This window comes from Pseudooceanicola sediminis, assembly GCF_003575965.1.
Taxonomy (GTDB): Bacteria; Pseudomonadota; Alphaproteobacteria; order Rhodobacterales; family Rhodobacteraceae; genus Pseudooceanicola; species Pseudooceanicola sediminis.
In genome coordinates, this window is sequence record NZ_QWJJ01000025.1 from 18,511 (window position 1) to 33,414 (window position 14,904).

The window sequence follows — 14,904 nt, forward strand, 5'->3', positions numbered from 1 at the left end:
AGCGCCACGTTTTCCGCAACTGCAAGGCGAGCTTCTGCCGTTGGGCGAAAATCCACCGGCGAAATGCAAGTTATCTTTTCAGATAGATCTCTTACGGTGTGTGCTGCTCATGCGGCGATGCAGCGCGAACGGCAATTTCTTCCAAGATTTTGTCGATCTCGCCCCATATGCGTGGTTCCACTTGGCCGCGGATCAGAGCCCATTTACTCAAGACGTCGAGGGGGTCGTGGTCCCGAAGGAGCATACCCAGGCTGGCCGCATCGACTGCCAGTGATGTCCGGGCCTGCCACTGCGTGTTTCGAGTGCGCCGCTCCTCAGCAATTGGCGCGAAGACCGGCGACAGTTGCCAGCCTTTGACTGCACGGCGCAGGGCGGCACGCACCACATGTGCCGGCTCAACACCACAAGTTTCCAGCGCTGCTTCCTGTCGTTCGAGTGCGTTGACCCTGATGTCGATCTTCCGGGTCGGGCTCAAAGCTCGTGCCGAAACGGGAGCTCTCAGGCTGGTATGCGGGTCAGAGCTTTCCGCGGTGACTTGGTGCGGCGCCACGGCACTTTTCGGCGCACGCTCTGACTCGTGCCGATCAGCGCCAACGTCAGCGACTGGGGTGCCTGTCTTTGTTGCTGTGACCTGTACCTCTTCCTCCTTCTCGGGAACCTCGCGGTCACCCTGTTGCAGGGTGGCGGCGTAGGCTGGGTCGGGCCTAGTGATGGTCGGGATCTTCTTGCGCAATCGACTGTCCTCACGCAGCAAGAATGTTGTTGAGAATGTCCGTCGCCTCCTCAAGCGCCTCGACGACATGACGTACATGTGGACGCATAAGGGGGTTCGGATCGGATTGCTTTTCCAGCGCCAAGGCGTGGAGAAGCCCCTTCTGATCCATCTCCTTGTAAGTGTTTCGTCGCATCATGACGGTCTCAATCACCGGAAAACGGGTGAGCGCTTCTTCAATCAGGGCGGCGTCAGCACGGGTCGTTTTCGGGTCGACCATGTTGAGGACGACGTGGTGGCGCGGAAGGCTGGAGGGGTCGTCAACACGGGATTTCAGTTTCTCAAACCAATCAGAAGTCTGCGCTCCGACATCGAAATCAGACGTCGACAGCATGACGGGCGTCACGATGTGGTCCGCAAGCACCGCAATGCCGTCTGACCATTCGGCACCGACCCCTGCGGTATCGATGAAGATGAAGTCTGCCGTGCCTGCCATGTAGACCTGATTGATCTGATCCTCGACACCCGCCACGCTTTCGACGGTGACCGAGCAGAGAAGCGGCGAACTCAGCCCACCGGTTTCCGCCCGAGCATGCCAGGCACCGAGTACTCTCGTGCTGTCCGTGTCGATCAACATCACTCTGCGTCCGGCGGCGATCGCGGCGCTGATCAAGGCGCGCGAAAGCGTCGTTTTTCCACTGCCCCCTTTCCGGGCCATCGCTGCGATCACCACAAGATTTTCGTTCGGCATTCTGATCCTCCGCAAAAATAGTGAATCGCAACGATAATACCCAAATGTCGCTAAACGCATGAGGCGGAGGGGTCAAGCAGAAGTCGGGATGCGACCCGCGTTTGGCATGCAGCGGGCGGCGTTGTGCGATGACCGTGCGACGTCTGCCGTGGCGCCATCAGCATTCGCCGCGGGGCATCACACACCCTCCAAGTGTCGGGATACGCTTGGCGATGCGCTTCGGACAGAATGCAGGTGACGGTTAGCGCGCTCCAGACGACGGGAGGCAGTCTCGCGTATGTCGTTCTGCGGGTGACGCGAGCCGGTTAGCACGCAGCAAAACCCGTCTTGCGGGGTGCAAGAGACGGGGCGCGAAAGACGCGATGCGCGATGCGGAGACCGCATCGCGTGGTGCAATGAGCGCGACGCGCGATCCATTTGACAAAGGACGGAAAATCGCCCCTGCAGGGCGATTTTCTACATTGAGTACAAGCCCTTATGGTCGACTCCACTTGCGTTGGGAGTCGGCGGGCTTGTACGAAGTTGGCAAGAAATAGGAACGTTAACTTCAAAATGCCCCGCCGCCGCAGACTGTCAGTGATCGAACGATCGACCATCTCCCAAGAGCGCCGGAACGGCGTCTCCGCGGTGTCGTTGGCAGCCCGCTACGATGTCAGCCTGAAGACGATCTACAACGTGGTGAACCACTGGGATGAGCGTCAGACAGCGAACGGCAGCCGATCGCGGGTTGTGGGGATCCGGGTCTCGGACGACGACCTGCGCCGGTTCGACGCGGCGCTGTCGCGGCGCGGGATTGCGCACCGCTCGGATGCCATGCGCCGCCTGATGCTGGCGGCCGAAGGTGTTTTCCTGCCCGACGACGAGATGTGTGACGAGTTGCGCAACCTCGGCGCCGCGCTCAACCGGGTCGGCAACAACGTGAACCAGATCGCGCGACGTCTGAACGAGGCCAAGGTGCGGGGCGAGAGACTGTCCTACCCGGCCTCAAGTCACCGTGACGTCCGCGCCCTTGCGGGTCTGGTCTTCGATCTGGCCGACCAGGTCCAGGAGATGTCGCGTGCGCGGCGCAGCGTGCTGGACCTTGAGATCAGCTCTGCCCTGGCGGGCCTCGCCGAGAGGAATGAGAATGGCGCGGAGTGACCGGGTCCGTGGCATCGACCCGGCGCTATTTGACCGCGGCTGGAGCCGAGTTTCGGGATCCTGGCAGGGGCTTTCCAGGGGCGCGCAGATGGTTCGGGCCGCGCGCGGCTATTCGCCAGCGATCTTCAAGGCTATCTCGAAAGGGGGCTGTCACACCGGGGCGCAGCTACGGGCTCAGCTCACATATCTCACAACAAAGTCGACCCATATCCTCGACAGTCGCGGCACCCATGACGGGAAGAAGCAGCTCTCGGAAGCCGAGATCAACCGAGTGGCGCGGCGGTTCGAGAACCAGTGGAACGAGCGCTACAGCCCCAAGCTTGGCCATACGTCGCATCTGCTGATGGCATTCCCGGTTGGGACCAGGGGTGAAGAGGTGCGCGATATCACCCAGGCGGTCTGCGAGAAGTTCTTTCAAGGTGAGGGGTCGCAATTCGACTATATTGCTGCAATACACCAAGATCGCGCGCATCCACATGCGCATATTGTTCTGAACCGCCGCAGCAAGGATGGCGAAATGTTCTTTCTCGGGAAGGATCATCACTTCAACTACGACGCCTTTCGCGAGGCGATGGTCGAGGCGGCCCGGGTTCATGGGATCCGCCTTGAGGCGACGCGTCGTCTGGATCGCGGCGTCACGACCTACCGCGCCGAGATCGATGAAATCTACAAGGCTCGCGACGAAGGTCGTCCCCCAGTTGAGCGCCAGAGAACCGGCGCGGACCTGGGGGCCGCTCTGGAAACCGTCAGGCACAAGGCGTTGATCTACCGTGGGCTCGCGGCGGAGGCGTCACGTTCGAATTTCGACGACGTGGCCGAAGCGCTCGAGCGGGCCAGCACCATCCTTGCCAGTGGCGGTCAGATGCAAGCTGACGGAGCCATCTACATGTCCCAAGACGAAGCAGCGTTCGACACGCTGATCACCGAGTTTTCTCAGAACATTCGCCAGATCGAGGCGGCGATCGACAGGGCGCCGGCGGCCGAGAGGCCGGTGATCGAGCGCAAGCTGACCGACGTTCTGGCCTCGGTCGCGCATTTGAACCCGCTCGGGGATCGCTCCGCCGCCCTGGTCGATGCTCCGTCCCGGGACGGCATCTATGCAAGGCCAAACGCCAGTGAAGATCACCTCGCGCGTCTTGACGATGGAGAGGTGGCACCAAAGCTGGCCGAAGCGTTGCAAGGCACGGGCATCGATGCCGAGGCTGTGGCCGCGCGCCTGCGGGAGGGGGCAGGCAATGCCGCATTGGAGCGCCAGTGGCTGGCACAGGATCTGCAGGGGATTGCCAAAGCAAGCGACCTCGATCTGGAGAAATCTGCGGACCGGGAAGACGCGCTCGACCGGCTGGAAGCCGTGCATGTTCGGCTGGGCGATGTTTTGACCGATGTACGCGTCCTGCGCGCGCCAACCGAGGTCGACGAGGTGGATGACGCTGAGGCAGCGCTTGGTGAACGGTTGACGACACCTGGGAGTGATCTCGCGCAAGATGGGTCCGACATCTTTGCCCCATCGGAGCGGCAGGCGTTCAGAGCGCTGGTGGCGCAGTTCCGCCGGACGGATTTCGATCATCCGTTCTTCGACGACCCGTCCGTCCGGCGGGCAGGTGCCGTGGAGGTTGAAGAGGCCCGCGCCGCGTTCGACGTCTACGCGCAGAAATCGCCGCAACATGCCGAACTGGCCTCAATGGCCTGGGAACAGATCACCGACAGTCGAATGCCGCCGCAATATGCGGTATCCGAGCAGGACCGCACGCTTCATGCTGGCGACATGGACCTCGCCTTGCGGGATCCTTCGGATCATCTCGGTCCGATTGCCGAAGAGCTCCGCACCCTCGCCCGCTATCGCACGGAGATGCCGGATGATGAATTCGGGAAGGCCGTCCAGGACGAAATCAATCACCTTCGTTCGCTAGGCGCGTCGCGTGCCTATATCAGCGAGCGCAGTTTCGAGATCGAGGACCAGGCGCGACAAGACTACGCCGAGCGCCGGTATCTGGAAGAGACAGCGCCAACCGTCATGGCCTTTGTGCGAAACGCCGACGTCGAGGGCCCGCTCTCCGAGTCAGAGCAGCAGGACATCGTCCGGCAGATAAACGAGCGACTAAGCCACGACGCAATCGACGCGCTGCGGGCCGGTAACGCGGACGTCCTGGACACATTCACCGAGGATCCGCTGCGCCAGCTGGAACTCGCCAAGACCTATCTCCAGAGCAGCGAGGTCACTGCGCACGGCCCGGCGATGGAGCGCGTTCTCGATGCATTGGCGGAAGAACAGATAGAGGCGCAGCGCGCACGCCACGCTGCGGCAGATGGCGAGAAGGGGATCACCCATGGATAAAGGCAAGATTGCCTTAGGAGTGTTGAGCCTCGTGCTGGTCGGTCTCGCCATGGGCTATGTCGTGGCGACCGGCTTTGTCATGTTCCGCTATGGGCTTTCTCCCACCCGTTTCGACGTCACCCTGCTTGCCCGCGAATATCGGGGTCTGTCTCAGTCTGCACCGAAAGACTTCCTCTGGGTGAACCTCATCCTTGGCAGCTTCGGCCTGGCATCGCTGATGCTGAGCGTCACGCTTCTGGGGGATGCATTGACCCGCTTCGGGACGACGCATTGGCAGACCCGCAGCGAGATGAACAGGAACGGTTTCTTTGCCAAGCCCGACGGTGGCTTCCTTCTGGGCAAGCTCGGCTCCCCGAAATCCAAGCGCCCGTTCCTAGTCTCAAAAACCTTCCCCCACGCGCTGATCGTGGCGCCTACAGGCCGGGGCAAGGGCGTGGGGTTCGTGATCCCGAACCTGCTGACCTACAAGGGCTCCGCCGTGGTGCTCGACGTGAAAGGCGAGAACTTCCGCGAGACCTCGCGCTTCCGCGCCAGCATGGGGGACAAGGTTTTCCGCTTCGCGCCGACCGACTGGGACCGACCAACACATCGCTATAATCCGCTGGCGCGCATTGCTGCCATGACCAACCCCGACCGGCAGCAGATGGAGCTTAAACTCACCGCGAAGCTCTTCCTGCAGACCGACAACGAAAAGCTGAGCGGCCTTCTCGCAGGCGGTATCGACTTGTTCGTGGCGGCCGGTCTTCTGGCCTTCGAGCGCGGCGTGCCGACCATCGGCGAGATCTACCGCATCACCGCCTCGGGGGGCGACAAGCAGAAGGAATATCTGAAGCGTTCGCAGGAGGTGAAGAACACCTCGGCCAAACTGATCTTCGAGCGTATGGCCTCGACCAACAACGACACCCTCACCTCCTACCTCTCGCTTCTCATGACATCGGGTCTCGACACCTGGGACAACCGCGCGATCGACGCGGCCACCGCGACCTCTGACTTTTCCTTCCGGGATATCCGCCGTCGCCCACATGCGATCTATCTTGCGGTCGAATCCGAGATGATCCGCCCGCTTGCCCCGCTGATCCGCCTCTTCTTCTCGGACCTGATCGCCTCGCTGCAAGCACAGGAACCCGGCGATGACGAGCCCTGGCCGGTGATGATCATGCTCGACGAGTTTGACCGGCTCGGGAAAATGCCAATCGTCGCCGAAAGCATAAAGACGCTGCGCTCCTTCGGCGGCAACCTCGCCATCGTGACCCAGACGATCCCGGCGCTGGACGAGATCTATGGTGAAAACACCCGCAGGTCGCTGCAGGGCGGCGCCGGGGTAAAGCTCTACCTCACCCCGTCCGAGCAGAAGACCATCGAGGAATTGAGCCAGGCTGTCGGCAAGACCACCAAGCGTGTGGTGACCCGCTCCCGTGCTGTTGGACGCAATCCATTCGAAGGGCGCAGCGTCTCGGAGAGGACAGAAGATACCCCGCTCCTGACCGAGGATGAGGCCCGACGCATGGACCTCGACGAGGTCATCCTCGTGATCGACGCGCAGATGCCGATCCGGGCAAGAAGGGTGAAGTATTTCGAGGACCCGGCGTTGAAGGTTCTGCACGCCTGTCAATCGGGAAGCTTCCCATATCCGGACGAGGACGGCCTGCGGCGGGATCGGCAGATGTCTGAGACCCGGGAAACGGTGGAGAGGTTGAAGCAAGAACTGCAGGAAGTGCGGGCGGCTGCGGGACCGCGGGAAGTCGGCCACAATGTGCCTAACGCATCGAAAACTGACCCTGTCAGCGCAGCGAAGGCCCGCGGCCGCGCGGCTCGTGCTGCTGCAAGCGGAGGTGGCCAAGGTCAACTGTCGCTTGATGTTGAGGGCCTAGGTATCACGAACACAGACCGGACAACGCTTGCTTCGGCAGTTCAGACAACGAGAGCTATCATCGCGGAGCACGGATGAGTTTCGCAGGAGTTGACGTTCATTCTCCTCGCGGCGAATGTAACTGAAGAGCCCACTTTGACCGATGCTGCGTAAAGGATGTATCGCTGCTTTCGAGGGCGGTAGAAAACCTGCTTGATCGCAGCCGCGATGCGGAGGGAAAGCAGCGCCGAGTTGTCGGAACGCGTGAACCAAAAGGCGATCTAATCGAACGATTCAGCGCTTCACCCCGTCTGCGGCTGCCTCTCAAATACTGCGCGGTGCCCAGAGAATAATACCCGCACCGACAAGGCAAATGACCGCTCCAACTACATCCCATTGATCCGGGCGATGCCCTTCTACGCCCCATAGCCACAGCAGGGACGATACGATGTAAACGCCACCGTAGACTGCATAGGCGCGGCCCGCCTGATCGGCGGGGCTGAGCGCCAGTAGCCAGGCGAAAGCGGCAAGGGACAGCATGCCCGGTGCCAACCAAAACACGCTCTTGTCCAGCCGAAACCAGGCCCAGAAAGCAAAGCATCCGGCAATTTCGGCCAGCGCAGCGGCGAAGTAGATAAGAACCGTCTTCATCGGGCCAGACATACGTTCCGAGGAGGATCGGGTCTATTGCGAAAAATCTTTCAAATTCAGAGAAGCGAGCCCAAATCCGATCCAACACTTGGATAGGCCGCCGTCATCGACTTAAGTTGCTTGGCCGCCAGGCCCAGCTTGATTGCCAGCCCGAAGAAATTGATCAGTTCGCCGTATTCCGGGCCGAACAGGTGCGCGCCGAGGATCTTGCCGTTCGACTTGTCCACGAGGACCTTCGCGGCAGCAGAGGTCTCGCCGATCCGGTAGTTCGAATACCAATCGCCAGTGTCGGTGAACCGAACATCGACATCATACCCGGCGTCCCTTGCCTCACTTTCCAACATACCGACACGCGCCACTTCCGGGACTGTGAAGACGGCTGTAGGAATACCGGCATAATCCGGTGCGGTCTGAGTGTCTTTGAGCATGTTGGAGGCCGCGACCTTCCCTTCGATCACTGCGACTGGCGTCAGCGGCATGCCATCGGTGTCGGCGCAATCTCCGGCGGCAAAGACCGCGCTGTTCGTCGTGCTTTGCAGATGCGGGGCTACAACGATGCCCTTGTCGCTGTAATCAACACCAGCCGCCTCAAGATTCAGATCGGCCAGGGCTGCCACACGGCCCGCGCCATGCACGACCAGATCGGTTTCGATTGTTCGGGTTTCATCGCCCGACTTCACCTCGACAGTGAATGCTCTACTGGCTTCCGAGACCGACACGATTTCGGTTTCGCGCATCAGGTCCACGCCGATACCGCCGCTGCGGTCGATCAGCATTTCGACCAGATCGGGATCGAAGCCGCGTAAGGGCCGGGCGCCACGATCCACGATGATCGGGTTGGCTCCGGCCCGTGCGGCGATATGCGCAAACTCGAAGGACACGAAGCCGCCACCGATAAAAAGAACCCGATTGGGAAGGGCCTCCAGGTTGAGGAAATCCGTGCTGTCGATCACGAGATCGGCCCCTGTGAAGCTCAGCGGCCTGGGCATGGCACCGGCGGCCACGAGGAACCGTTCCGACTGATATGCCGTTCCATCGACCTCCAGCGTGTTGCTTCCCGTGAACCGCGCGGCTCCATGCAGGGTTTCGACGCCGTTGCCCGACAGGCCCTTTTCCATCTTGTCCGGCACGGGATCGGTGAAGCCACGCTTGTGTGCCATCAGATCGGCCCAGTTGATCGACAGATCACCGGGATCGATCCCCTTGCCCTGCATGAGCCGTGCCGCGTCCATGATTTCCGCACCGCGCCGCAGGATTTTCTTTGGATCGCAGCCGCGCAATGCGCAGGTGCCGCCGTAGGGCAGCGCATCGACAATGGCGACACGCCATCCTGCCGCGCCACATTTGTTGGCCGCGGCCACGCCCGCCATGCCCGCCCCGATGACGATCAGGTCGTAGTCTTCATTCATTCTCCGGTCCTTGTCCTGATCTTCATCCGGCGCAGCAGCTCAACTTTGCCACGTCCATATCGAAGGTTTGCGCCGCCAGCTTCAGCCCTTCCACGGTCGTCAGATAGGGGAAGATCGTCTCCCCGAGCGCCTTTGTGGTCATGCCAAACTTCAGCGCCATAACGAGGGTCTGGATCGTATCGGACCCCTCGGGCGCGATGATCTGGCCGCCAAGCAGCCGGTCGGACTTTCTGTCCGCCACCAGCTTGATCAATCCGCGCGTGTCGCGTGCGGCCAGTGCGCGCGGCACCTGATCGAGCGGTACGATGGACGTCTTGACGTCGAGGCCCGCGTCCCGCGCCTGGGCTTCACCGAGACCGACGCCCGCGACCTGCGGGTCGGAAAACACCACCCAGGGCATCGCGGCGTTGTCGTAGCGATGGTCTTCGCCGAGAACCGCATTTTTGGCCGCGAGCTTTGCACCATAGGCCGCCATATAGACGAACTGGTCGCGGTCGGTCACATCGCCTGCGGCATAGATGCCGCGCACCGATGTCTGCATGTCCTCGCCGACGACGATGGACCCACGCGCGTCGGTTTCCACGCCGATTGCGTCCAGGCCCATATCTTTGGTATTGGCCCGCCTGCCAGCGGTCGAAACGAGGTGATCCGCCGTCACTTCGACAGGCTTTCCGTTCTGGATCACGCGCAGTGTCACGCCCGCGTCGTCGCGGCGCACAGTGTCGTAGCTTAACCCGGTCAGAAGAGTGATGCCTTCGGCCTCGAACGCCGCCGCCAATGCCTCCGAGACCTCTGGTTCCGCGCCGGGCAACAGATGCGAACGGGCGACAAGCGTGACCTTCACGCCCATGCGGCTCATCATCTGGGCCAGCTCCGCGCCGATGTAGCCCGCGCCGATGAAGATCAGGCTTTTCGGCAGTACTTCGAGTTCCAGAAGACTGGTGCTGTTGAGCGCGCCGATTTCCTCGATGCCGTCGATGGTCGGCAGAACGGGACGCCCGCCCGTGGCGATGATGGTCCTCGGTGCTTTCAGGGTTCGCTCACCGACTGTCACGCCACCTTCGATCAGCCGCGCGGGACCGGCGTCGATGTAATCGACATCCTCATATTCCGGCAGAAGGTCCGCGTATTTCTTCTGGCGCAGGGTCGTGACCAGATCGTCCTTGGACTGAACGAGCGTCTGCCAATCATCCACTTGTGCCCGTCCCGACAGGCCGGGGAACCGCTTGGCAGCCCCCGCACAGTGCACGGCCTCTGCCGCACGGATCATCGCCTTGGAGGGCACGCATCCCACGTTGACGCAAGTTCCGCCGATGGTGCCATGTCCTACGAGGGCGACACGCTTTCCGGCATCCGCGCCGGTAATTGCGGCGGAGAACCCCGCCGATCCGGCCCCAAGAACGATCAGGTCATAGCCGCCCTGTTCATCGTCGGTTTTGTTCAGGTCTTTCATCTCAGCGCGCCTCGCCATGTTCGGGGTCTTTTGGTCTGGCGGCGAGCAGATATATGACCGCGCCGATGGCGATCAGCGGTGTCAACATGCCGAGGAGGCCGAAGACCATGCCGGTGGCGGTGCAACATCCCATCATCATAAGAGCGATCCTTTCTTTTGCGCACGGTTCAGGAGAACCGCGTAGAGTGCTGTGGCGGCGAAAACGCCGATTGTGATCCGTATTGCGAACCTGAATTCGAGAAGAATGATCAGGATCGACAGGGCCACCGCGAGGCCGGTGGCCCAAAGTTTCGGGGCCGGTCCCGGTTTGCCAGCGCGCAGCCAAAGGGCCTGTGCCACCACGGCGAGGCTGAAAAACAGCAGCGGGAACAGGGCGTAATCGAGCCAGCCCGTGAGGGCCGACAATCCGACGCCAGCGACGATGACGACCAGAAGCGGTGTAAAGCAGCAGAGCGCGGCGAAGAGCGCACCGCCAAGCCCCCATTTCAGCAGACGGTCGGAATTTTCAGGTGTGTCAGTCAAGGAGCCGTCTTTCTCTGTGATGGGTCGGGGCCGGAGGCGCGTTTCATTTGCGAACGACGCAGTGCGCGGACGATCAGGTAGGTCAGACCCGCCAAAACCAGCACGGCAATGCCACTCATTCCAGAGAGCCAAGCCCCAACGCCGCCGAACAACGCTGCAAGCACGGCAGTTCCGCCGCCGCAGCAGACGACCACGACCGGAGCTGCTATTCCGAAGGCCAGCAGGCCACCCATCAGATTGTCACGCATTGCAGGAGATTGTCACGCATTGCAGGCGGCTCAGGAGGCTGTGTCGGGCAGCACCTGCGCCGGATAGCCATTGGCCGTCACCGCGCCGATGATGCTTTCGATGGAAGTTTCGGCGTCATCGTAGGTCACGCTGTAAACACCCTGCCCGTATTCGGGGCCGTCCTCGAATGCGGCGATCTCGACCGACGGAACACCGCGCATCGAGCTGGCAACAATGAACGAACAGGACGGGCATGTCAGTTCGCTGACGGCGATCTCGACCTGGCGCTCTTCAGCGAGGGCCGGGGTCGAGAGTGCGACGATGGCCAGGGCGGATAACAGGAGATGCTTCATGGTCATGGTCCTCGTTCAGAATTTCAGGATGAAGGGGGTGATGTAGGGAAAGATCATGGCGACAGCGACAATCGCGGAAGCGGCCCAGAGGGTTGCGCGCATGATGCGGCGGTCGATGGGGCGGGCGCAGGTGCCATCGGCACAGGCCTCGGCATCTACAGGCTTGTAAGCCTTGTAGAAGCCGTATCCCAAAAACGCGGCGCTCAGCGCGAAGGTGTACCATTTGTAGGCATAGAGCGCCCCGAGCTGCGCGATGAACACGCCTGTCACGCCAAAGCTGACCAGCACCAATGGAAGGATGCAGCAAGAAGTCATCGCCAGCGCACCGAGGACGCCGAGGCCGGTCACGCCCCATCCCTTGGTGGTTTCGTCGCCAATTTTCTGCGACTGAGATTGCGGAAGTTCCGCCAAATGTTGTTCCATCGAATCTTCCTTGAACAGATGTTTCCACCGTTCTAGGGTCTGTAGTTGATACAGGCTCAAGGGATTTTTCGGCACAATGAGTAACACAAGCGTGAGATCAATTCGGCGGGGCGATTTGGCCCGCGCAACGGGCTGCAACCTGGAAACCATTCGCTATTACGAGAAAATCGGGATCATGCCGGACCCGCCGCGCAGTACGAAGGGCTACCGAAGCTACGACGATGCCCACGTCAAGCGGCTGAAATTCGTCATGCGGTCCCGCGATCTAGGCTTTTCTCTCGAAGAGGTTCGCGGGCTGCTTGGGCTGGTCGATGACCGATCCCGGACATGCGCCGAGGTGCAGATCATCGCCGAAGATCATCTGACTGACGTTCAGGCCAAGATTGCCGATCTGCAGCGCATCGAGCGCGTCCTGTCGGACACTGTTGCGCGATGCACCGGCGATGCTGCCCCAGAATGCGCGGTGATCGATGCGTTACTCGATGCTTAGTCCACCCTGAAGAAGAGGGGGCAACGGACCTTCGTGAACGGCGCAGCGAAAGCCCGAAAAGTCCCGCATTGTGTGAGTTCATGCACAGTGCGGCGAAAGGCTGCTTTCTCCTTTCTACTCTCGCAAACGTTTTGCTCGTTCCGCCATTCTGACCACCTGCGCGCTTGTCGTTGCCGCGGCGCTCCGCACAGCGGCAGGCGTCTGCACCGCGCCTCGTCCGATTACTTCGCTTGTCGTGAGCGCACCGATCCGCGCCCGGCCCTTCACGCCGTCGGTATTGAAGATCCCCCGCATGATCCCGGTCGATCCAGCGACCACAGCGGGCGCTGCGGCTACCATCAGGTTCCCAGAGATCCCCCGCACAATCAGGGGCGTTGCAGCGACGAAGCCCTTGGCTAGGAACACCATGACGAAGAACGGCACGAGCGATCCGATGTTGGTTGCCGAGTTTGGATCACCGAGCTGCGCGAGAAGCGAATTCGCCATGCCGACGACGGTCGAAAACATTGCTGCGATGACGATGGGGTAGAAGGCATAGCTGACCGTCGTCGAGACCCACCTATGGAAGAAATCCTTGGTCGCGTCGAAGAGCGACAGAGCGATCATGATCGGAGCAAGGCCGAGCATGAGGGTCAGCATCATCTTGGCGAATATGAGGACGATGCCGGTCATGAAGCCAAGGAGGCTCAAAAGAATAAGCCCGATGCCGCCTAGGATCGCGCCCGTCATCCAGTTCAAATTGCTGCCGATGGCATTCAGGTACTGGCTGAATTTTTCGATCAGGATGTCGAATTCGCCGGCAAAGTGTGTGGCTCCGGCTCCTCCGCCGCCAACCGAAGACACCAGCGCGCCAGCGACGTAGTCCAAGCCTCCAATGACGGCGTTCGCTACTGCATTGAAGTTTGCCCAGTTGAAGGCGAAGAGCCCTATCAGCATCAGCTTGATCAGGTACCAGAAGAAGCTGGCCCCATCCATGCTGCGGAACTGGAATGCCATGTTGATGCAGACGCCGATTAGCGAAAGCGTGACCATCAGCAGGACGATCGTGCCGGTATTGCTTGCCACGGCCCCGAACTGGGACTCAGCCGCATCGACAAGGAACGCGTCTGCCGTTCCGACCATCCAGCTGACGACGCCCATTACCAGTTGCCTTGAGCTTCGCAGATTGTACGCACGCTCGGCTCGAGTTGCTTCCTTACTTCAATCCAGTCGCGGCGAAACGCTGAATGCTCGGCTTGGCTAAGGCCTGCATACCTTTCATGATACTCGCCATCGGAGCTACCCCAAGCGGGAAAGCGGGTTTCACAGCCGCAGTCGCCAGATTCAGCGATCTCCTCCCAGGCCCGAATTTCGTACAATTCCATCAAAGCTGCTGCCTTGTAGGCTTCCCGCGGATTGATTTCGTCCATCCAGGTCGGGCGCGCCGGACGATCGTTGCAAATCCGGTACTTTTGAGGCGACATATCGACCGTGAGATCGTTTGAGATCGGAGGCGAAGTCTGCGCCACAAGGGGGCCCGCCAAGGCGGCAAGCATGAGTGCGAGAATTGGTTTTCGCATCTGGGGGGTTCCTTTTTTACTCAGCGGCAACGGAGGGGCTCTTGTTGCCTCTGCCGTCGACCGTGTCGAGGTTCAAATCTGTGGTTTGACCCGGGAGGAAGAACTCGGTGATCCCGCGCGCGCCTTCATGGCGGCCTGCCTGAATGATCACGTCGATCGAGCCCTCAATGTAATCGATCATGTCGGCATAGGTCATCGGCACATCGGTTTTCAGGGCGGCGATGGCGAGGCGGCGAACAGCAAGTTGTGGGGTCTCGGCATGCAGCGTAGTCAGCGATCCACCGTGGCCGGTGTTGATTGCCTCGAGAAACGTCATCGCCTCGCGACCGCGGACTTCGCCTAGGACAATCCGGTCGGGTCGCATGCGAAGCGTTGAGGCCAAGAGCACATCGGCACTGCGGGCATCCGTGTCCCGGTCCGCGATCAACGTCACGGCATTGGGCTGCTCGGGGCGCAGCTCGGCCGCCTCCTCGATGGTGATGATCCGCTCTTCGGGCGGAATCAGCGAAAGGATCTTGCGCGCCGCAACCGTCTTGCCGGTCGACGTGCCACCCGAGACGATCATGTTGAGCTTGTTCTCGACGCAAAACCGCAGCGCGGCGCCGATGTCGCCGGATGTCACCACATCGCGCAGTGCGGCGTTACGTTCGCGGCGCAAGCCTTCGAGGCTGCGCTCCTTGCCATAGAGAAATCCGAGCCGGATCGCCTCTAGCGGCAGGGAGGAGAAAAACCGCAGTGATATCGAAAACCCGCCCTCGACTGCCGGCGGCTGGATCACCTGCGCGCGGATCGGGCGATCTCGATATAGGATCGAGACCGAGACGATAGGCTTCTTGGTGCTGAGTGTGGTCGAGGCGGCGGAGGCAATCTGGTTGCCGAGGTCCTTGATCTCGGTTGGGCTCAGCGGGCTGCCGAGACCTCGCATGAAGTGGTCGCCCTGGAATTCGCCCCAGACTTGTCCGTCGGGATTGATGCAGATCTCGATCGTGTCGTCGCGCAGGACCTCGGGGCCGAAACGGTCGAGCGACG

General features: G+C 61.1%; 17 protein-coding genes. 4 read left to right on the top strand and 13 right to left on the bottom strand.

Annotation, left to right across the window (positions count from 1 at the left end; translation table 11 throughout):
• Positions 1-91 precede the first annotated feature (91 nt).
• Together DL237_RS19595 and DL237_RS19600 are read right to left on the bottom strand one after the other, a co-directional pair.
• Positions 92-733: a hypothetical protein gene (locus DL237_RS19595; RefSeq protein ID WP_040545943.1), complete on the bottom strand. Its 642-nt coding sequence runs from the start codon at positions 731-733 to the stop codon at positions 92-94.
• A gap of 10 nt (positions 734-743) precedes the next feature.
• Complete coding sequence (locus DL237_RS19600; protein WP_007803318.1) at positions 744-1,463, bottom strand: ParA family protein; 720 nt, start codon at positions 1,461-1,463, stop codon at positions 744-746.
• A gap of 576 nt (positions 1,464-2,039) precedes the next feature.
• On the opposite strand from DL237_RS19600, the gene mobC reads away from it, so the two are divergent.
• Genes mobC through DL237_RS19615 form a run of 3 tightly spaced genes read left to right on the top strand, consistent with a single transcriptional unit; the run spans position 2,040 to position 6,886 of the window.
• Positions 2,040-2,603, top strand: a complete 564-nt coding sequence (gene mobC, locus DL237_RS19605; protein ID WP_007803319.1) for a plasmid mobilization relaxosome protein MobC — start codon at positions 2,040-2,042, stop codon at positions 2,601-2,603.
• Positions 2,590-4,938, top strand: coding sequence for a relaxase/mobilization nuclease domain-containing protein (locus DL237_RS19610; protein WP_007803321.1), 2,349 nt, complete (start codon positions 2,590-2,592; stop codon positions 4,936-4,938). Before mobC ends, DL237_RS19610 begins: the two co-directional genes overlap by 14 nt.
• Positions 4,931-6,886: a type IV secretory system conjugative DNA transfer family protein gene (locus DL237_RS19615; protein WP_040545947.1), complete on the top strand. Its 1,956-nt coding sequence runs from the start codon at positions 4,931-4,933 to the stop codon at positions 6,884-6,886. The genes DL237_RS19610 and DL237_RS19615 overlap by 8 nt, the downstream gene beginning before the upstream one ends.
• 225 nt (positions 6,887-7,111) lie before the next feature.
• On the opposite strand, the gene DL237_RS19620 is transcribed toward DL237_RS19615, so the two are convergent.
• Genes DL237_RS19620 through DL237_RS19645 form a run of 8 tightly spaced genes read right to left on the bottom strand, consistent with a single transcriptional unit; the run spans position 7,112 to position 11,826 of the window.
• Positions 7,112-7,438: a YnfA family protein gene (locus DL237_RS19620; protein ID WP_040546036.1), complete on the bottom strand. Its 327-nt coding sequence runs from the start codon at positions 7,436-7,438 to the stop codon at positions 7,112-7,114.
• Between the two features lie 56 nt (positions 7,439-7,494).
• On the bottom strand, positions 7,495-8,847 hold the full coding sequence (locus DL237_RS19625) for a dihydrolipoyl dehydrogenase family protein (protein WP_007803574.1): 1,353 nt from the start codon (positions 8,845-8,847) through the stop codon (positions 7,495-7,497).
• Between the two features lie 22 nt (positions 8,848-8,869).
• Positions 8,870-10,300: a mercury(II) reductase gene (merA, locus tag DL237_RS19630; protein ID WP_040545982.1), complete on the bottom strand. Its 1,431-nt coding sequence runs from the start codon at positions 10,298-10,300 to the stop codon at positions 8,870-8,872.
• Position 10,301: 1 nt separating this feature from the next.
• Positions 10,302-10,439, bottom strand: a complete 138-nt coding sequence (locus tag DL237_RS20670) for a hypothetical protein (RefSeq protein ID WP_007803572.1) — start codon at positions 10,437-10,439, stop codon at positions 10,302-10,304.
• Positions 10,436-10,822, bottom strand: a complete 387-nt coding sequence (gene merF, locus DL237_RS19635; protein ID WP_007803570.1) for a mercury resistance system transport protein MerF — start codon at positions 10,820-10,822, stop codon at positions 10,436-10,438. Before merF ends, DL237_RS20670 begins: the two co-directional genes overlap by 4 nt.
• A complete protein-coding gene (locus tag DL237_RS20510; RefSeq protein ID WP_072629817.1) occupies positions 10,819-11,070 on the bottom strand; it encodes a hypothetical protein in 252 nt (83 codons plus the stop codon). Before DL237_RS20510 ends, merF begins: the two co-directional genes overlap by 4 nt.
• 30 nt (positions 11,071-11,100) lie before the next feature.
• A complete protein-coding gene (locus tag DL237_RS19640) occupies positions 11,101-11,403 on the bottom strand; it encodes a heavy-metal-associated domain-containing protein (protein WP_040545980.1) in 303 nt (100 codons plus the stop codon).
• Positions 11,404-11,418: 15 nt separating this feature from the next.
• Complete coding sequence (locus DL237_RS19645; protein ID WP_007803565.1) at positions 11,419-11,826, bottom strand: mercuric transporter MerT family protein; 408 nt, start codon at positions 11,824-11,826, stop codon at positions 11,419-11,421.
• A gap of 76 nt (positions 11,827-11,902) precedes the next feature.
• Here DL237_RS19645 and DL237_RS19650 point away from each other — a divergent pair, with 76 nt between their 5' ends.
• Positions 11,903-12,316 carry a MerR family transcriptional regulator gene (locus DL237_RS19650; protein WP_153218054.1) on the top strand — a complete coding sequence of 138 codons (414 nt, stop codon included), beginning with the start codon at positions 11,903-11,905 and terminating at the stop codon, positions 12,314-12,316.
• A gap of 114 nt (positions 12,317-12,430) precedes the next feature.
• Here the strand turns inward: DL237_RS19650 and DL237_RS19655 are convergent, their stop codons facing one another.
• The 3 genes from DL237_RS19655 to DL237_RS19665 form a co-directional block, all read right to left on the bottom strand.
• On the bottom strand, positions 12,431-13,456 hold the full coding sequence (locus DL237_RS19655; RefSeq protein ID WP_009574169.1) for a type IV secretion system protein: 1,026 nt from the start codon (positions 13,454-13,456) through the stop codon (positions 12,431-12,433).
• Complete coding sequence (locus DL237_RS19660) at positions 13,456-13,875, bottom strand: hypothetical protein (RefSeq protein WP_078572064.1); 420 nt, start codon at positions 13,873-13,875, stop codon at positions 13,456-13,458. The genes DL237_RS19655 and DL237_RS19660 overlap by 1 nt, the downstream gene beginning before the upstream one ends.
• A 16-nt stretch (positions 13,876-13,891) precedes the next feature.
• Positions 13,892-14,904 (bottom strand): ATPase, T2SS/T4P/T4SS family (locus DL237_RS19665; RefSeq protein ID WP_407691925.1); only part of this gene is annotated, 1,013 nt, incomplete at its 5' end.